The 17,855-nt window shown below is 67.9% G+C and carries 18 protein-coding genes and 1 pseudogene; 14 read left to right on the top strand and 5 right to left on the bottom strand.

Annotated elements, in window-relative coordinates; genetic code table 11:
• Positions 1–33 precede the first annotated feature (33 nt).
• From AC50YM_RS12135 to AC50YM_RS12125, 3 genes are read right to left on the bottom strand one after another with little or no spacing between them, the layout of a single operon-like run.
• Positions 34–225: a ferredoxin gene (locus AC50YM_RS12135; protein ID WP_494957201.1), complete on the bottom strand. Its 192-nt coding sequence runs from the start codon at positions 223–225 to the stop codon at positions 34–36.
• Positions 222–1,394, bottom strand: a complete 1,173-nt coding sequence (locus AC50YM_RS12130; protein WP_494957200.1) for a cytochrome P450 — start codon at positions 1,392–1,394, stop codon at positions 222–224. Before AC50YM_RS12130 ends, AC50YM_RS12135 begins: the two co-directional genes overlap by 4 nt.
• A 53-nt stretch (positions 1,395–1,447) precedes the next feature.
• Positions 1,448–3,169, bottom strand: a complete 1,722-nt coding sequence (locus AC50YM_RS12125) for an MFS transporter (protein WP_494957199.1) — start codon at positions 3,167–3,169, stop codon at positions 1,448–1,450.
• 303 nt (positions 3,170–3,472) lie between these two features.
• Here AC50YM_RS12125 and AC50YM_RS12120 point away from each other — a divergent pair, with 303 nt between their 5' ends.
• The 11 genes from AC50YM_RS12120 (at position 3,473) to AC50YM_RS12070 (ending at position 12,078) form a co-directional block, all read left to right on the top strand.
• Positions 3,473–3,682, top strand: a complete 210-nt coding sequence (locus tag AC50YM_RS12120) for a hypothetical protein (RefSeq protein ID WP_494957198.1) — start codon at positions 3,473–3,475, stop codon at positions 3,680–3,682.
• A gap of 61 nt (positions 3,683–3,743) precedes the next feature.
• A complete protein-coding gene (locus AC50YM_RS12115; RefSeq protein WP_494957284.1) occupies positions 3,744–4,520 on the top strand; it encodes an electron transfer flavoprotein subunit beta/FixA family protein in 777 nt (258 codons plus the stop codon).
• A gap of 11 nt (positions 4,521–4,531) precedes the next feature.
• Positions 4,532–5,518 carry an electron transfer flavoprotein subunit alpha/FixB family protein gene (locus AC50YM_RS12110; protein WP_494957197.1) on the top strand — a complete coding sequence of 329 codons (987 nt, stop codon included), beginning with the start codon at positions 4,532–4,534 and terminating at the stop codon, positions 5,516–5,518.
• On the top strand, positions 5,518–7,305 hold the full coding sequence (locus tag AC50YM_RS12105; RefSeq protein ID WP_494957196.1) for a cytochrome b/b6 domain-containing protein: 1,788 nt from the start codon (positions 5,518–5,520) through the stop codon (positions 7,303–7,305). Before AC50YM_RS12110 ends, AC50YM_RS12105 begins: the two co-directional genes overlap by 1 nt.
• A gap of 34 nt (positions 7,306–7,339) precedes the next feature.
• Complete coding sequence (locus tag AC50YM_RS12100; RefSeq protein ID WP_494957195.1) at positions 7,340–8,230, top strand: alpha/beta fold hydrolase; 891 nt, start codon at positions 7,340–7,342, stop codon at positions 8,228–8,230.
• An 82-nt stretch (positions 8,231–8,312) separates the two neighbouring features.
• Entirely contained in the window at positions 8,313–8,897 is a 585-nt protein-coding gene (locus tag AC50YM_RS12095; protein ID WP_494957194.1) for a histidine phosphatase family protein, read from the top strand.
• 55 nt (positions 8,898–8,952) lie between these two features.
• Complete coding sequence (locus AC50YM_RS12090; RefSeq protein WP_494957193.1) at positions 8,953–9,786, top strand: alpha/beta fold hydrolase; 834 nt, start codon at positions 8,953–8,955, stop codon at positions 9,784–9,786.
• A 40-nt stretch (positions 9,787–9,826) separates the two neighbouring features.
• The gene (locus tag AC50YM_RS12085; protein WP_494957192.1) at positions 9,827–10,156 is read left to right on the top strand and encodes a hypothetical protein; all 330 of its coding nucleotides are present in this window, start codon (positions 9,827–9,829) and stop codon (positions 10,154–10,156) included.
• Positions 10,153–10,941 (top strand): SDR family NAD(P)-dependent oxidoreductase, encoded by a 789-nt coding sequence (locus tag AC50YM_RS12080; RefSeq protein WP_494957191.1) that lies wholly within the window; start codon positions 10,153–10,155, stop codon positions 10,939–10,941. The genes AC50YM_RS12085 and AC50YM_RS12080 overlap by 4 nt, the downstream gene beginning before the upstream one ends.
• Positions 10,942–11,176: 235 nt before the next feature.
• Positions 11,177–11,425, top strand: coding sequence for a hypothetical protein (locus tag AC50YM_RS12075; protein WP_494957190.1), 249 nt, complete (start codon positions 11,177–11,179; stop codon positions 11,423–11,425).
• Positions 11,426–11,505: 80 nt separating this feature from the next.
• Positions 11,506–12,078 carry an MOSC domain-containing protein gene (locus AC50YM_RS12070; protein WP_494957189.1) on the top strand — a complete coding sequence of 191 codons (573 nt, stop codon included), beginning with the start codon at positions 11,506–11,508 and terminating at the stop codon, positions 12,076–12,078.
• 16 nt (positions 12,079–12,094) lie between these two features.
• Here the strand turns inward: AC50YM_RS12070 and AC50YM_RS12065 are convergent, their stop codons facing one another.
• Together AC50YM_RS12065 and AC50YM_RS12060 are read right to left on the bottom strand one after the other, a co-directional pair.
• Entirely contained in the window at positions 12,095–14,098 is a 2,004-nt protein-coding gene (locus tag AC50YM_RS12065; protein WP_494957188.1) for a vWA domain-containing protein, read from the bottom strand.
• A gap of 14 nt (positions 14,099–14,112) precedes the next feature.
• A pseudogene (locus AC50YM_RS12060) lies at positions 14,113–15,503 on the bottom strand (sigma 54-interacting transcriptional regulator).
• A 91-nt stretch (positions 15,504–15,594) separates the two neighbouring features.
• On the opposite strand from AC50YM_RS12060, the gene AC50YM_RS12055 reads away from it, so the two are divergent.
• The 3 genes from AC50YM_RS12055 (at position 15,595) to AC50YM_RS12045 (ending at position 17,720) form a co-directional block, all read left to right on the top strand.
• Entirely contained in the window at positions 15,595–16,278 is a 684-nt protein-coding gene (locus AC50YM_RS12055) for an MSMEG_4193 family putative phosphomutase (protein WP_494957187.1), read from the top strand.
• A 43-nt stretch (positions 16,279–16,321) separates the two neighbouring features.
• Positions 16,322–17,023: an SCO1664 family protein gene (locus AC50YM_RS12050; RefSeq protein ID WP_494957186.1), complete on the top strand. Its 702-nt coding sequence runs from the start codon at positions 16,322–16,324 to the stop codon at positions 17,021–17,023.
• Positions 17,024–17,204: 181 nt separating this feature from the next.
• Positions 17,205–17,720 (top strand): cupin domain-containing protein, encoded by a 516-nt coding sequence (locus AC50YM_RS12045; protein WP_494957185.1) that lies wholly within the window; start codon positions 17,205–17,207, stop codon positions 17,718–17,720.
• Positions 17,721–17,855 lie beyond the last annotated feature (135 nt).

Genomic DNA, 17,855 nt, shown 5'->3' with positions numbered 1-17,855 from the left:
AGTAGTTGCCCGGCGGAAGGAGCCAGCGGCTGTCTAAGAAGCCAGTCGGAGCGCCGCGACAGGGCAGACTCTTACCGCCGCCGTCGCGGCGTCGACGTCGACCCCGGCCACCTCCTCGACATCGATCACGAGTTCGCCGTCATCATCGAGGTGCATGAGCTTGGGTGCTGCCTCCTCACAGAGTCCGTGGTTCTCACAGCGCGGGCGGTCGAGTTCGATCCTCACGCGGCCACAACCTCGGCGACCTGGAGCTTGTCGATGCTCCGGGTCATGTTGCTGGGGACGCGGACGACGTCGGTGATCGTGATCGACTTCACCTGGCGGGCGAGGGCGCTCACGATGGCGTGGCCCTCGAGCTTCGCCAGGCCCTGGCCGGCGCAGCCATGCGGCCCGTAGCCGAAGGAGAGGTGGTCCACCGGGTTGCGTGTCACGTCGAAGGCATCGGGATTGTCATAGTGGCGGTCGTCGCGGTTGCCGGCGCCGATGAGAATTCCCAGCTGGGCGCCTGCGGGAACCGTCACGCCGTCGATCTCCACGTCGCGGGTCGCCGTGCGGCCCCAAATGTGCAGCGGGGTCCAGTAGCGCAGCACCTCGGCGAAGGCTGCGGGGACGAGCTGCGGGTTCTCGCGGACGAGCTGGAGCTGCTCCGGGTGGCGGCCGAACAGCGCCACGATGTTTCCGATCGAGGCGATCGTTGTGTCGACGCCTGCCCCAAGGTACTGGTGGATGATGTGCCCTGCGGAGCCTTCGGGGATGTCGCCGCGGGTCTCGGCGTCGAAGATTCCGCGGCCGATCGAGCCGGGAACGAGGTCGTCGCCGGTGACCGAGGAGCACCAGCCGTAGAGCTCGCCGGCGATCGGGAAGCTCTCCTGGGTGCGGTGGTTCAGCGGCCCGAGAACCTGCATCGCTGCCTGCCCCCAGCGCAGCATGTTGTCCTTGACGTGTCCGCTGAAGCCGATGAGGTCGGCGACGATCTCCAGCGGGAACGCGCGGGCCAGGGAGTCGATCGCCTCGAAGCTGCCGCTGGCGACGAGTTCGGCGACCAGGTTGTCCGCCTTCTCGTCGATGGTGACCTTCAGGCCGCGCAGGGCGCGGGGTGTGAGGTTCTCGGACAGGGTCGCGCGCAGCTGGGTGTGTACCGGCGGGTCGGAGGCGAGGGAGGTGCCCTGCAGCGCTTCGTTCACCATCGGGTTGAAGCCGAGGGTGGTGGACGAGAACGTGGCCGGATCGCCGAGCACGTCGCGGATGATGTCGTAGCGGGTCAGCACGTACAGGTCGTTCTTGGGCAGATGGACGACGCCGGCCAGCTCGCGCAGCGCGGTGTAGGTGGGGTAGGGGTCGACGAGGATGTCGTCGTTCCAGATGTCGATGTCTGATTCGAGGGGTGCAGTCACGGTGTTCTCCTGGCGGATGGTGGGTGATGGTCGGTGGAGTGGAGCCGTCAGGTTCAGACGGCCGCTTCGGCGTTCGCCTCTGTGGTCTCCGCTATGGCGTCGGCTGTGGGCGCCGTCGAACGGGCGGTGATGAAGAGGGTGAGGATGGCTGAGGCCGTCGCCGCGATGGCAGCGACGACGTAAACCGTTTGGAAGCCCTGGCCGAGGGAGGCCCCGGCCACGCCCTGGATCTGCTGCTGCGCGGCGGTGAGGGCCTGGACCATGCCATCAACGGCCGGTCCGGGTGCGCCGCCGGCCAGTGCCTGGCCGGAGAACTGGGCGATGACGCCGTCCCAGCCCGAGAGGTAGCCCAGGGGCGGCACCTGGGCGAGCCCTTCGACGGCGTTGGCGGGCAGGCCCGCACCGCCGAGGATCCCGCCGAGCGGACGCGCGAAGACCGAGGCGCCGATGCCGAACGCGATGGCCGAGCCGATGACCGGGCCGAGGGCGAAGCCGAGGTCGCGCAGCAGGTTCGTCGTCGCTGAGGCCATCCCGATGTGCTGCGGCGGGACGGTGTTGATCGCCACCGCGGTGACGGAGCCAACGGTGAGCGCGAAGCCGATGCCCAGCAGCAGAAGCGGCGGAATGAAGGCCGTCCACGGCGTACCGCCGAAGGCCTCCGGCGTGCCCAGTGAGAACGTCGAGAGCCAGAAGCCGGAGAGAGCCATGAAGGCGAAGCCCGAGGTCAGCACCCAGCGCGGCGCCACGTGGTGGATGAGCCACCCCACCACCGGGATGAAGGCGAACGCCGGGCCCTGGATGAAGACGAACAGCACGCCGACCTTCCAGGTCTCGGCCAGGGCCAGACCGCCGACGGCGACGCTGGTGCTGAAGCAGATCGCCAGGAAGGCAAACATGCCGGTGACCGCGACGATGCCGGTGATCGAGTAGGCGCTGTTCTTGAACAGGGAGAGGTGGATAAGCGGGTGCTTGGTGCGCGTCTCGATGATGACGAATGCGACCAGGAGCATGACGCCGACGGCGTAACTGGCGATAACATCCCAGGCGCTGAAGCCCGCATCCACCGCCTGGACGGTCGCGAAGAGCACGGCGATCAGGCCCAGCGCGAGGGTGAATTGGCCGGGCAGGTCGAGTTTGCGTCCCTCGGCGGCCGCGGAGTCCTTCGCCCGGAGCGCGACGAGGAGAACGACGACGGCGACCGCTGCCGCAACGAGGTAGGCCACCCGCCAGCCGCTGAACACATTCGGCGCGCCGGGTGCAGCGCCCGGAACCGTGAACAACTGGGCGGTGAGGCCGGCGAGCACCGGTGAGATGACCGCGCCGAGCGACAGGAACCCGGCCCAGGTGGCGATGACCCGGGCGCGCGCCCGGTGATCCGGGGTGATCGCTGCGATCATCGACAGCGAGATGGGAAAGAGGATGCCCGCCGCGATGCCGCCGACCGCCTGCGCGAAGATCATCATCTCGGTCGTCGGCGCCAGCGCAGCCAGGACGGATCCGACGACGCTCAACGCCGCGCCGACGTACAGAAGCTTCTTGCGTCCGAACAGGTCACCCAGGAGCCCCCAGCTGAGCTCGAACACCACGATGCCCATCAAGAACATGCCGGCGATCCAGGTCAGGCCCGCGCCCGAGGTGTGGAATTCCGCGGCAAAGGTGCCGCTGAGGGCGCCCGGGAGGGCGTTGGTGATCTGCGCCAGGGTGACCGCACTGTAGGCGGCAACAAATGTCGCACGCACCGAACCTCGGCTCGACACCTGAATGGTTTGACTCATCGATGAAACTCCCTTGTTTCCGTTCGATCCTGGGGCTGGTGCCCGGGGCTTTCGCCTACTGCCCTCCGACCGCCCTGCGGGGTCCAAAAGTGATAAGCGCCATACGACAGTGTGAAGCCCAGGTTTACACTGTGTCAAGAGAATTTACGACTTGAATGCTGCCGGCCGAGGACCGCGCATGATCACCGGGCCGCGTTTGGGCTAAAGATTTGGTTGCACAGCCGGGGCACAGGTCAACCTGGGTCCCCCACAAAGTCCCCCGATGGAGAGTGATTCCAGAACTCACGCTTCCAGGAGGACCAGATGATCATTTACCGCCCCATCGCCCCGCTTACCACCGGCCGCACCGGGCTCAAGGCCGCTTTGGCCGCCATGGCCTTGACCGCTGTCCTGGGCACCTCCTGGCAGGTTCCCGTCGAATCGCCGCTGGCACCGGAGGCCACCGCGGAAACAGCGCAGAACGAATTGCCCACTGGAGTGGCTCTGTCAGCCAAGGAGGCCTCGACTTTGTAGACTCAGGGGAGATACGACAGGTCTCCCCTAGTGAGACGTGCCCGCCAACGGAAGAGCATCGATGAAGATTATCGTCCTAGTTAAGGAGGTCCCCGACACGTACGGGGACCGAAAACTGAACCTTGAAACAGGCCTCGCCGACCGGGGAGCCAGCGAGGCAGTCATTGATGAGATCGGCGAGCGGGCCCTGGAGCTGGCGCTGACGTATGCCGACGCTAACGCCGGCACTGAGGTCGCGGTCCTCTCCCTTGCTCCCGAGGGTGCCACGGCATCGATCCGCAAGGGCCTTGCAATGGGCGCCGGAAGCGCCACCCTCGTCTCTGACGAGGCGCTCCGGGGGGCGGATCTTGGCCTCACCGCTGAAACCCTTGCCGCAGCGATCCGTCGCATGGAGTTTGACCTTGTGATCACCGGCAACGTCTCCACCGATGGGTCCGGCGGCATGATTCCCGCGATGCTTGCAGAACTGCTGGACGTGCCGCTAGCTTCCGGACTCAGCTCCGTGGAAATCAGCGATGGCGTGGTGTCCGGCACCAGGCCCGTTGAATCCGGCGTCCAGAAGGTGTCAGCGGACCTGCCCGCGGTGATTTCGATTACCGAGGCGCTTCCCGGGCCGCGCTTCCCGAACTTCAAAGGAATTATGGCGGCAAAGAAGAAGCCGCTTGAGACGCTTAGCCTCGCCGACCTGGGGATTACGGCCGACAACCCGGACGCGGCACGTTCGATCATGTTGACCGTTGCGGAGAAGCCCCCGCGTGCGGCGGGCGTAAAGATCATTGATGAGGGTGATGCCGGCGAGAAACTCGCTGCCTTCCTTGTTGAAAACCGACTGGCTTAGGGAGTAACGACATGACTGAATTCGCTCCTGACGCAATCCTGGTTGTCGTGGAAGCCGGGTCTTCCGGTGAACTCGAGAAGGCTGCAGCCGGACTGTTCGGTGCCGCCGCTGCCGCTGGCACCCCAATTGCACTGGTCCTTGCCTCAGCCGGCGCCGGGGGCGCCGCCGCCGCGGAGGCCGCGGCCCTCGGTGCCGCACGCGTCCTGATCGCGGAGACTCCGGATCCTGCTGCGCTCGGGGCGCCAAGCGTTGACGCGCTTGCCGCCGCGGTGGAGCAGGTGCAGCCGGACGCGATCCTGATTTCGCATTCCCTGAACGGGCGCGACCTTGCCGGCCGCTACGCCGCCCGAACGCGGGCCGCGGTTTCCGCCGACGCGATCGGCGTCTCACGTGATGACGAGGGTGTTGTGGCCCACCATTCCGTCTACGGCGGTGCCTACGATGTGACGTCAACCTCCACGTTCGGGGCGCCGGTCATTACGGTTCGCCAGGGCTCCATCGAAGCGCGCGCTGCGGCCCAGCCGGAAGCGTCGGAGACCTTGGATGTGGCCCGCTCCGAGAAGCCGGCCGCGCGGATCGACTCATTCGAGGAGGCAGTTGCTGCCACCTCACGGCCGGAGCTGCGTGGTGCCACGAAGGTGGTCGCGGGCGGCCGCGGACTCGGGTCGGAGGAACAGTTCGCCCTCGTTGGACAGCTCGCCGATACGCTCGGTGCTGCCGTTGGTGCTTCGCGTGCCGCGGTGGATGCTGGCTACATTCCGCAGTCGCACCAGGTCGGCCAGACCGGGGTTTCCGTGTCATCACAGTTGTACATCGCGCTGGGCATTTCCGGTGCGATTCAGCACCGGGCCGGCATGCAGACGGCGAAGACAATCGTCGCCATCAACAAGGATTCAGACGCGCCGATCTTCGAGATCGCCGACTTTGGTGTGGTCGGAGACGTCTTTAAGGTTGTGCCCCAGCTGATCAGTGCCCTTGAGGCTCGGAAGAATCAGTGATGGCACCTCTGTCTGGGTCGATCCGTCGGGGCCTGCCACGTGTCGAAGGCGGGGACGCCTGGCCGGCAGCAGGCCGGGCGCCCGCCCGCATCATCTCGAAAGCAGCGGAAGCCCCGACGGCGGCTGCTCCCGGGTTGGGACCGGTCACCGCCGCCCCAGCGGCTGTCCCGACGTCGGACGCCTCTCCCTCGGCCCGCGCGCCAGAGTCTGTACTGCCGACCGCCGTCGAGCCCTCCGCCCCCGCCCGGCAGGCGGCACCGGGAGCGGCGTCGACCGCTGCAGCTCCTGCCGTGCAAGCGGGTTCAGCGCTGGTGCGGCAGCTTCGCCGCGGCCTGCCGCGGGTGCCGGGCGGCGAACCCTGGCCGCCGGCGGGTGAGGTTTCGGTATCAGTGGCGGCTCTGTCCGGGGCACCCTCCGTGGTCGCCACGCCCAGGCCGGCCCCGGATACCCCTGCGCCCCCGGTGGCCGCAGGTGTTGCTGCGCCAGCAGTACCGGCAGCGACGTCGGCTGCAGCTGCCCCGGCCACCGCACCCGCCACCAAACCCGCCCCACTCACGGAGGGCACCACCCCGCTTCGCCGCGGCCTCCCCCGGGTCCCCGCCGGTGAACCCTGGCCGCCCGCTGGACTTGCTCCGGCGGTCGCCGCCGCCCCCGCGGCGGTGCAGGCAGCCCCCGAACACCTCGCCCTGACCCAGGCTCCGGCCACGACCCCGGCCCCGGCCCCGGCCCCCAGCGTCGTGGCGCCCGTTGCCGAGGCGGAGCCGACGTCGGCTGCGAATACCCCCGCGGCGCCAGCCGCCCCAGTATCGGTGGCACCGTCCACGCCAGCAGCGGCGGCACCGGCCGCCGCCGTCGAACAGCCCGTGAAGCCAAAGGCCGACGCCAGGCTCTACGGTTCACACACCCTGGCTCAGTGGATCAACCGCGTTGCGCTCCTCGCGCTCGGCGCCGTGGCGGCCGCAGCGATTCTCGTGCTCGCCGCGCGCGGTGTGACGACGCTGCCGGGCGTGCCGGAGTTCCTCGTGAGGTACCCCGGCGAGTATCACCTGCCCGAGACCGCCGAGCCGGGATTCCCTTGGTGGGCGCAGTGGAGCCACTTTCTGAACATCTTCCTGATGGTGCTCATCATTCGCTCCGGCTATCAGGTGCGCACCCAGCAGAAGCCGCCGGCGTTCTGGACGCCCAAGCGCGGTGGCAAGAAGATCAGCATCAACCTGTGGCTGCACCAGTCGCTCGACATTTTATGGCTGGCCAACGGGCTTATCTTTGCGGTGCTGCTGTTTGCCTCCGGCCACTGGATGCGCATCGTCCCGACCAGCTGGGAGGTGTTCCCGAATGCGCTCTCCGCACTGCTCCAGTACATGACACTGGACTGGCCCGTGGAGAACGGCTGGGTGAACTACAACAGCCTGCAGCAGCTCATGTACTTCCTCGTGGTGTTCATCGCGGCCCCGCTCGCGGCGGTTACGGGTGTGCGCATGAGCGAGTTCTGGCCGAAGGACGCGAAGACGCTGAACAAGGTCTACCCGGTGGAGGTTGCGCGCGCGATCCACTTCCCGACGATGCTGTTCTTCGTGCTGTTCATTCTCATCCACGTGTTCCTGGTGTTCTCGACCGGCGCGCTGCGCAACCTGAACCACATGTTCGCCGGCACCGATGAGGTGAACTGGGCCGGGTTCTGGCTCTTCGCCGCCGCAATCGCCATCACCGTGGCCGGGTGGTACGCCGCCCGCCCGATCCTGCTCGCACCCATCGCGAAACTGTTCGGCCAGGTGAGCAGCCGCTAGGCTTCACCGCCGGAACAGAGAGGACCCCGGCAGCATGAGCTTTACCTCCTTCGGCCGCATCCAGACGCCCGTCCTGGAAATCGGGTACGAGTCCGCGGGCGATCCGGGCGGGACCCCGGTCATCCTCCTGCACGGGTTCCCGTACGACGTTCGGGCCTTCGACGGCGTCGCTCCGACCCTTGCCGGCCAGGGCGCCCACGTGCTTGCGCCGTACCTCCGCGGCTTCGGTCCGACCCGTTTCCTCGAACCCACGACGGTCCGCTCAGGGCAGCAAGCCGCCCTCGGGCAGGATCTCATCGACTTCATGGATGCCCTCGACATCGAGCGGGCAGTCGTCGCGGGCTACGACTGGGGCGGCCGGGCGGCGTGCATCGTCGCGGCACTAGACCCCGGACGCGTCACCGGCCTCGTCACCGTCGGCGGCTACAACATGCACAACCTCGCGCGTTCCGGCGAGCCCGTGGACCCGGAGTGGGAGCGAAGCTACTGGTACCAGTACTACTTCCACTCGGAGCGGGGGCGCCGCGGGCTGGAACGGAACCGGAACGAACTGTGCGAGCTCCTCTGGCGGACCTGGTCGCCCGCCTGGGCCGGGGCATGCCAGGCGTTTCCCGCCAGCGCCCCGAGCCTGCACAACCCCGATTTCGTCGACGTCGTCATCCACTCCTACCGCCACCGGTACGGGCTGGTCGACGGCGACCCGCGGTACCAGCGGTTCGAGGACCTGATCGCCCGGGAGCCGCGCATCACCGTTCCGACGGTGGTGCTCGAAAGCGGGGACGACGGCGTCGGCGGCCCGGCGGCGGGCGCAGGCAGGGACCACTTCAGCGGCCCCTACAGCCAGAGCGTCCTGCCGGGGATTGGACACAACGTTCCGCAGGAGAATCCGGACGCGTTCGCGCAAGCCGTGGTGAGCCTGCTCTAGTTGCTTCCGCTCGCGGGCCCGGGCCGTTCGCTGCTGCCGGAAGCCGGCCCCTCGGGCCAGAATTCAGGGCAGAATGGAACGCATGACCCTTACGACGTTCGCCCTTGTCCGCCACGGCCAGACGGACTGGAATGCCCAGCGCCGGTTGCAGGGGTCCACCGATATTCCCCTGAACGACGTCGGCCGCGGCCAGGCGCGTGACGCCGTCGCCGTCCTGTCCGGCTACCAGTGGGACGCCGTCGTGTCATCACCGCTGAGCCGTGCCGCGGAAACCGCCGACCTGATCGCCGCGGGGCTGGGACTCGGCCCCGCCCGCCGCGTGGCCGAACTCACCGAGCGCAGCTTCGGCCCTGCGGAGGGCTTGCAGGGCGGCCCTGAACTGGACGCGCTCCGGATCCCCGGTGGTTTCCGAGGCGCAGAAAGCGAGGACGGGGCAGCCCGCCGCGGGTTGTCGTCGCTGGAAGCCCTCGCCGGGGAGTTCCGCGGCCGCCGTGTCCTGGTGGTCGCCCACGGTTCGCTGATCCGGGTGAGCCTCAGCCGTGCCATCGGCCGAACCCTGCAAAGCATCGACAACGCCGTCCTCAACCTGGCCCACCACCATACTGTTGACGGCTGGCAGCTCGAATACTTCAACGGCGAGCGGGTTGCCGCCGGCGTTCCGGGCTGACCCGCACCGGCGGAACAGCGTAGAGTCGCGTCGCGACGCGATCTACACTGTCTGGATGGAGGCTACGGTCAGCGGAGTAGCTGTTCATTACGCCGAGTACGGCACCGGCACGCCGGTTCTCGCTCTGCACGGCGCTGGGGTCGATCATCGCGAGATCGCCGGCGCTCTTGAACCGATATTCTGCAACGTTCCCGGATTCCGGCGCTTGTATCCGGACCTGCCGGGGATGGGCCGCACTCCGGCGCCCGAGTCGATTGCGGGCAACGACGACGTCCTGGACATTCTGCTCGGCCTGATCGACAGCACCATCTGTGATGAACCGTTTCTTGTCATGGGTCATTCATACGGCGGGTACTTAGCCCGTGCGGTGGCCAACCGGAGACCTGCACAGGTTGTCGGGTTGGCGCTGATCTGCCCGGTTGGCGCGCACACTCGCAACGTGCCCAAGCACGAGGTTCTCGCTTCGTCGCCGGACCTGACCGGCGACCTGAGTCCGGAGCTCGAGGCGTCCTATCGTAGCTACTTCGTTGTGCAGACGACCGAAACGCTCAGCCGCTTCCAGGAGTTTGTGGCTCCCGCAGCGTCACTCACTGACGAGTCGAGCCTGATGCGGATCTTTTCGCGCTGGGAGCTACGGGACGGGCCGGAACCTGCGAAAACCTATCCTCATCCCGTGCTAATTCTTGCAGGCCGACAGGATGCCACGGCAGGGTACACAGGGGCATGGGAGCTGATCGAGCACTACCCCCGCTCCACCTTTGCTGTCCTCGACCGCGCCGGCCATGCCCTGTTACACGAGCAACCCGCCCTCACACGTGCCCTGGTTGTCGAATGGCTCGCGCGCGTGCGCGGGCAAACTCCCTTTCAGAAGCCAGATCGGCAGGCATAAGCTGATATCAAACATCTCGTCCAGCGCCGGGAAGGTCATCATGGAACCTGAAACCGCCGATGTAACCGATCATGATGTCACCACCATCACCTGCGTGTGCGGCAACACCGTCAGCAAGGACGGGTTGATTCAGGCCAACTCCCAAGGCGTCCCCGTCTACATCGGCGGCAACACCCCGGCCCCGGGCGGGCTGGCGGAATGGCCTGCGGATGAGGACCTCTACACCCTGTGTCCCTCCTGCGGCCGCGTGTACCGTGACTCGGTCATCGAAGAGACAGGGACCGCGCCCGTTGCTTTCCGGGTCGACGTCACCGCTGGCCCCATTGCCGAGGCCATCCGAGTCCACTGGGACCTCAGCGCCCGGGAATGAACCTGGTGCGCAACGTGGCGCTCGTGACCGGCGCGAGCCGAGGGGTAGGCCGGGGCATCGCCCTTGGCCTTCTGGCCGCGGGGTTTCGGGTGTACGGCACGGGCCGCTCGATCGACCAGGCCGATCTGCCGCAGGAGATCCGGCGGCTGCGCTGCGACCATCTCAAAGACGAAGAGACGGCGCGGGTGTTTAACGTGATCCGGGCCGAGTGCGGCCGCCTCGATCTGCTCGTCAATTGTGCGTGGGGCGGCTACGAGAAGATGGTCGACGGCGGCGCGTTCACGTGGCCCGCGCCGTTTTGGGAGCAGCCGATGCACCGCTGGACCGGGATGATGGACGCCGGCGTCCGCGCCGCCTTTGTCTGTTCGGCGCATGCGGCGCGCATGATGACGCCGCGGCACAGCGGCTTGATCGTCAACATCAGCTTCTGGGCCGCCCAGCGTCACCTCGGCAACACGATCTACGGCATCGCAAAAGCGGCGACGGACAAGATGACGTCCGACATGGCGGTCGAACTCAAACCTTTCGATATTCCGGTGATCTCGCTCTACCCCGGCCTGGTCCGGACCGAGGCGGTGCTGGCGGCGGCGGAGAGCGGCACTTTCGATCTCTCGACCAGCGAAAGCCCCGAATTCATCGGCCGCGTGATCAACGCACTGTTCCATGATCCGAACCTGATGTCGCGCACCGGCCAGGTGCTCGTCGCCGCGGCGGTCGCGAAGGAGTCCGGCGTCCTGGACATCGACGGAGAGTCCCCACCCGCGCTGACCCTTGCAGACATCTAGGAGAACGCAAGGATCTGCCAGGCCCAGTCAGCGTCGTCGTAGGGGCGGCCGCGGAAGTGGGCGCGGAGCTCCCGGCGGGCCCCTTTTGCGGGGGGCCAAACCGTCGATTTTCCCCGCTACCGCTGCATTCAAGGCCGTGGTACGTTCAGCGTGATCAGGATGTCCCAACGCGGCCCCCTATCCCGCCCGGCTCCTGGCACAACCCCAGAAAGCAGAGGCAACGATGCCAACTCTCATGATCGTCCACGAAGTCGACGACGTTGAGCACTGGCTCAACTCACCAAAAAGGGAAGAAGTATTCGGGCCGTTGGGCATAACGGTTAAAACCTTCATCGACCCGGCAAAGAGCGACCGTGTAGGCCTGATCGTCCAAGTTCCCGATATGGAAACTTTCCAGCGGATTATGGAGTCTGAAGCGGCGGCCGAGGCCATGAAATTCGACGGCGTCCGTCCGGAAACAATGCTGATGCTCGTCGAGCCTTAGGCGCCGCCGTGCGCGGCCCTGACGCGCGGTCGGGCCGGACCCCCAGACCGGAAATCTCACGGAGACGATAGTTTGGTGGCATGACGGCCAGCTACAGATACGACGTCGAGATCCTGCACCTGCTCGTGTCGCCGGCGCACGCCTACTTCGGCCGCGCCGGAGAGGGCGCCGCCGTTGTCCCCACCACAGATGCCGAGCAGGCGGCCTTCGTGGCCGGCAAGGGAATCGTCGGCGACCGGTTCTTCGGCAAAGCCGCGCACATGGATGCCGCCGTCACTGTGTTCGCCGTCGAGGCCCTCGAAGCGATCGCCGCCGAGCTGGGAACGGCGCCCCTTGACCCGCTGCTGACGCGCCGCAACGTGCACATCCGCGGAGCCCAGCTGGCGCCGCTGCTCGGTCACGACTTCGCGCTGGAGTCCGGCGGGGAACTGGTGCGTTTCAAGGCCGGGCGGCCCGCGCATCCGTGCGTCTGGATGGATGCGATGCTCGCCCCGGGCGCCCACAAAGCCATGCGCGGGCGCGGCGGCGTGCGGTGCCAGGTACTCTCCGACGGCGTCCTGCACCGCGGCCCGGCAGTGCTGGTCAGTCCCGTGCCCCTCGATCCTGACCGCGCGGGAGACGCGACCCTGCTGCGTCCCTCCCGGCTGCCGTAGAACGAGGTGCCTCCGTCTACTTGGCCCAATCGGCGTCGTCGTAGGGGCGGCCGCGGAAGTGGGCGCGGAGGTACTCCCCCACCACGGCAGCACCCAGATCCCCGGCCTCAGGCGCCACCACGCGGCCGCCGATCCGGCGGGCCATCCGCTGGATGAACCGTTCCAGGCCCGGGTCATCGCCCAGCCGGAAGAACGTGGCCTGCGTGCCGGCACGCCCCAGGCGGTCCAGCTCGGCCACCGTGACGCGGATGGTCTCCGGGTCCGGCGGATACGAGAACCACGACTCGCCGTCGGCCAGCAGGTGCGCGGTGGGTTCGCCGTCGGTCACCACCAGCAGGACGGGCTGCATCGACGGATGCTGGCGGAAGTACCGGCCGGCCAGCAGCAACCCGTGGTGCAGATTGGTGCCTTGCTCCCGCAGCGTCGGGAGGGCCGTCAGCTCGCCGATGTCCATGGACTGCGCGTACCGGCCGAACGTGATCAACTGCAGCCGGTCTCCGCGGAACCTGGTGGAGACGAGGTGGTGCACGGCGAGCGCGGTGCGTTTCATCGGCACCCAGCGTCCCTCGGCGGCCATCGAGAAGGACACATCCACCAGCAGCGCGACGGCGGCCTGCGTGCGCGCCTCCGTCTCGGTGACCTCAATGTCGTCCACGGCCAGGCGCAGTCCGTGGCGCGGGTTGCCGCCGTCGGCAATCGTGCGGCGGATCGCGTTGGTGATGGTGCGTGTGACGTCCCACGGTTCGGCGTCGCCGAACTCCCACGGTCGGCTGGAGCCGGTCTGTTCCCCGGCCGCTCCGGCGACGCGGGTGTCCCGGCGGCCCTGCCGGCCGGAGAGCTGTTTGGCGGTGTCGCGCAGCAGCGACCGGCCGAGCCGCCGCATGGCCTGCGGTGAGAGCCGGAGGTCGCCGTCGGCCCCGCGCTGGAGGAAGCCGCCGTCGTGCATGGCCCGCTCGATCTCCGCGAGGGTGCGGGCCGACACCGCCGCGTCCGGTCCGAGCTGGCGGGCGAGGGCGTCCAGGTCCAGGTCGTCCAGGCGGGAGCCGTTGTAGGACTGGGACAGCTGTTCGGCGAGCTCGTCCAGCTCGGCGAGGTCCTGCAGCACGCCGGTGCCGTCGCCGAGTCCGAGCCCTTCCTCACCCTCGAAGCGTTCGGAGCCGGACCAGTCCTCGCCGGGGCGCAGCGCCTGCAGGTTGGCATCGAGTTGGCCCAGCTGCGCCATAAGCTCGGGCGAGCCGAACGCCTGGGCGGAGAGCCGCATCAGCTCCTCGCGCTGCTCGGCGGACATGGACTGCAGCAGCCGCTGCGCGGCGGCCGCGCGCTGGGCGAGCGCGTCCACCAGCTCCTCGACCGACTTCGGGTTCTCCGGGAAGAACTGGCCGTGCTTTGCCATGAACTCCTGGAAGTCGGCGTCCGTGTCCTCGCCGCGCCGGTGTTTGTCGAGCAGCTCGTTGAGGTCCCGCAGCATCTCGGCCACGGCCGCGCGGTCCTCCTCCGTGGCGACCTCGAGGGCCTCCTTCATCCCGGCGAACCGCTGGTCCAGGACCTCGCGGCCCAGCAGGTCCTTGATCCGCTCATAGGCCTCCCGGGCGGTGCTCGACTGCCAGTCATAGGAGGCGAGCTCGTTGACCGCCGCCGCCGTGGATTTGGGCAGGTTCTGCAGCTGCATCTCCCGGAACGCCCGGTCAGTGTTGTCCATCATGGCGTCGCGGGCCAGCTGCTTGCGCTCCTCCAGCACAGCCGTGTCCAGCAGCTTCTGGACCTCGTTGAGCGTGCCGTCAAGCCGGTGCCGGCCCAGCAGGTCGCTGCGCCGCTGCTGCACGCGGCCGGCGAGGTCGTCCAGCCCCTCCCGGTTGCGGCCACCGCGCCGCAGGTACTCCTGCAGGGCGTGCCGGGGCGAGTAGCCGGCCATCACGTCCTCGGCGACGGCGTCGAGCGCCTCCGCCAGGTCCACCGGCGGCGCGAGCGGATCCGGCCCTCCCCTGTACCGGCTGTACCGGGACCGGTTGTGAACGCTCATCAGGCCTCCCGTCCTTACCCGTAAATCGTTTCCTCGTCGTCGGACTCCTTGGAGATCCGCCGGGCGAGAGATACAGGCCCTCCAGCGCCAGTTCGACGGCGGCGGCGCGCTGCCCGTCGTTTTCCGCGCCGAGGCGCTCACCGATGTCGTCGTAAAGGCTTGATCCGTTGAGCGACGGGAGGTTGTCCAGGAACTCCCGCGCGGTGACCAGTTCCCCGGTGGTCACCGTGGTGTGGCCGTCGAGCGCGGCCACGAGTTCGCCCATGTCGATGCCGTGGAAGTGCGCCCGCACGGCTTCCGCGGTGGCCATGCGCAGGAGGTGGTCCAGGATGTCCTGTTCCCGCCCTTCCTCACCGGATTCGAACTCGATCTTCCCGGCGAGGACTTCCACGGCGGCGTCCAGGTCGATGATCCGGGCGACGGCCTCGTCCTCGCCGCGCACGCTGGCCCGGCGCAGGGCGGCCGCGGCGACGGTTTCGGCACCGGCGATGGCGAACCGCGCGGACACCCCGGAGGTCTGGTTGATCGCCGGGGACTGCCGCAGCGCCCGGGTATAGCGGGCCAGGATCTCGAGGATGACGGGCGGGACGCCGGCCACCAGATGACCCTCCTGCCGGATGACGGCCACTTCGTCGTCGAGCTCGATCGGGTAGTGGGTGCGGATCTCGGCACCGAAGCGGTCCCGCAGGGGTGTGATGATCCGGCCGCGGTTTGTGTAGTCCTCCGGGTTGGCGGACGCGACGACCAGGACGTCGAGCGGCAGCCGCAGAACGTAGCCGCGGATCTGGATGTCGCGTTCCTCCATCACGTTGAGCATGGAGACCTGGATCCGCTCGGCGAGGTCGGGGAGTTCGTTGATGGCGATGATCCCGCGGTTGGAGCGCGGGACCAGGCCGTAGTGGATGGTTTCCGGGTCGCCCAGCCGGCGGCCCTCGGCCACCCGCATCGGGTCGACGTCGCCGATCAGGTCGGCGACGGAGGTGTCCGGCGTCGCGAGCTTCTCGACGTACCGTTCCGAGCGGTGCCGCCACGCCACCCGCAGCCGGTCCCCCTCGGTGAGGGCGCGCGCGCGGGAGTGCTCGGTGAGGGGTTCGTAGGGGTGTTCGTTCAGTTCCGAGTCCTCGATCACCGGCGACCACTCGTCCAGCAGCCCGGTCAGGGTGCGCAGGAGCCGGGTCTTGCCCTGCCCGCGTTCGCCGAGCAGGACGACGTCGTGCCCGGCGAGCAGGGCCCGCTCCAGCTGGGGCAGGACGGTGCGGCTGAAGCCGAACATTCCGGGCCAGGGGTCGCGGCCGGCGGCGAGCGCGGCGAGCAGGTTCTCGCGGATTTCGCGGCGCAGGTCCTTGTGAACGTGGCCGGAGGCACGCAGTTCACCAACAGTGAAGATATCGGGGCGATCACTCACCCCTCTAAGGTAGTCCTCGACCACGCCGGGAATCGAGGAATTTTCAGATTCTCTGCTCATCGGGCAGCCGTGCGATTTACGCTGGATGCTGATGACTGCAGCAACGCCGCCGGCCTCGCCGGCACCACCATCGGGGCTCCCAGCGAGGGAGCCGGGCACGCTCCTCCTTCTGGTGCGCCATGGGGAGACTCCGACGACGGGAACGGTGCTCCCGGGGCGGGCCCCGGAACTTCATCTTTCCGACCGCGGCCGGAACCAGGCCGAACAGGTCGCGGAACGGCTCGCGGGCCTGTCCATCAGCGCCATCTATTCCTCGCCGCTGGAACGCGCCTGCGAGACGGCGGAGCCGACGGCGGCCAGCACCGGACTGAGCGTGAACCAATACGACGGGCTGCTCGAATGCGACTTCGGCGACTGGACCGGCGCCGCGATCGCCGAGCTGGCGGCTTTGCCGGAGTGGGAGACCGTCCAGCACAATCCGTCCGCGTTCCGCTTCCCGGGCGGCGAGAGCTTCACCCAGATGCAGGCACGGGTCGTCGGCGCAATGGAGGCGCTGTGCGCGGCCCACGCCGGGGGCGTCGTCGTGTGCTTCTCCCATGCCGATCCCATCAAGGCCGCCGTCGCGCACGCCCTCGGCACCCACCTCGACCTGTTCCAGCGCATCGTCATCAGCCCGGGCTCGGTGTCGGCTATCTCGTTTGTCGAGGGCCAGGCACCCGCCGTGCTGATGGTGAATTCGACGTCGGAACCGCTCAGCGGGCTGAGGGCGCCGTGAGGTTGGTGCTTAAGTTGGTATCTCAGGTGACAAGGGGCCGACGGTGTCCGGCCGGGAGCTGACGCTGCTCACCGAGGGCCGCGTCGAGCTGCTCGGACGCATCCCGCGCAGCAGCAACGAGACGTTCCTGGTTCAGGTCTCCCGCGCGGACGACGTCGGGTACGCGGTCTACAAGCCGGAGGCCGGCGAAAGGCCACTGTCCGATTTCGAGCCCGGGCTCTACCGGCGGGAACGCGCGGCCTACCTGCTCAGCGAGTCCCTGGGGTGGGGCCTCGTGCCGGCGACGGTGATCCGCGAGGAAGCCCCCTTGGGGGTCGGGTCGCTGCAGTGGTTCATCGAGTGCGACTTCGGCGAGCATTACTTCACGCTGTACGAGGACGCCCCCGAGACGCACCGCGAGCTGGCGCGGATTGCCCTGTTCGACTACGTCGCCAACAACACGGACCGCAAGAGCGGCCACGTGCTGCGCGGCGACGACGGTCGGGTGTGGGGCATCGACCACGGACTCTGTTTCTCCGCGGCGTTCAAACTCCGCACCGTGATCTGGGACTTCGCGGGCGAGCCCATCCCCGAAGCGCTACTTACAGCCATCGCCCCGCTCGCAGCGGGCGTGCCTCCCGAGGTGGCCGGGCTACTCGACGACGACGAGGTCACCGCCCTGCAACACCGCGTGCAACACCTGCTGCACGCAGGGGTGCTGCCGGTTGACCGCACCGGCATGCGTTACCCGTGGCCGCTGGTGTAGGCGTTCCTACACACGCTGCCGAATCCTGAAACGGGCGTCATCTAGCTGACCGAGGCGCCCTCGATCCTGATTTGGATGCTGTGGACTGCCGTGCACGGTGCGACAAGGGCAGGCACCGCGCAGCATTGATCGGACCGGGATCCTGAGTAGCATTGCTAGCACATCCAGGCAAGGGGGCATCATGGACAAGCCCGACGACACGGCGGCGGCCACCGGCTTACAGGGCAGGGCGTACAAGCTCGCAGCCGACGAGGGGACCGCCCTGTGGTTCACGAACGCACTGGTCGCGGTCAAGACGGGCGGCCCCGAGACAAAGCAGCGGCTGACCGTTATGGAGATTCTGCATCCGGCTGGATACGCACCGCCGATGCACCGGCATTTGGTTGAGGACGAATCCTTCTACATTATTTCGGGCACGGCTCTCTTCGAGAGTGACGGTGACCGCTTCAGCGTGCAAACGGGCGATTTCGTCTTCCTTCCCCAAGGTTCCACCCACACGTTCCTCGCGGGCCCACACGAGTTCTTCCGGTGCCTGGTGATCACCGTGCCGGCCGGCTTCGAAACCTTCGCCGCCGAGGCGGGAGCCCCCGCAGCACGGAGGGAACTGCCGGAACCCGCACCCATCGACGGCGACGTCCTGGCCAGCATTGCTGCCCGCCATAACATTGAGATCATGGGGCCGCCGCTTGCTCCTTGACCTTCACCTCTGCACTGGCGTGCTCCTGGAAAACCCGAACCCGTCCTGCGGCAGCACGTCCGCGTCTGCAGTGACAAGCCTGCAGCGGGGTCTCACAAAGTGTAAGCTGGCGTCGGGCCAGCGGGAGCCCCCCCT

Source organism: Pseudarthrobacter sp. RHLT1-30-1, from assembly GCF_059383415.1.
Note: the sequence above shows the minus strand (reverse complement) of the source record. Positions and strands in the feature narration are given on the sequence as shown.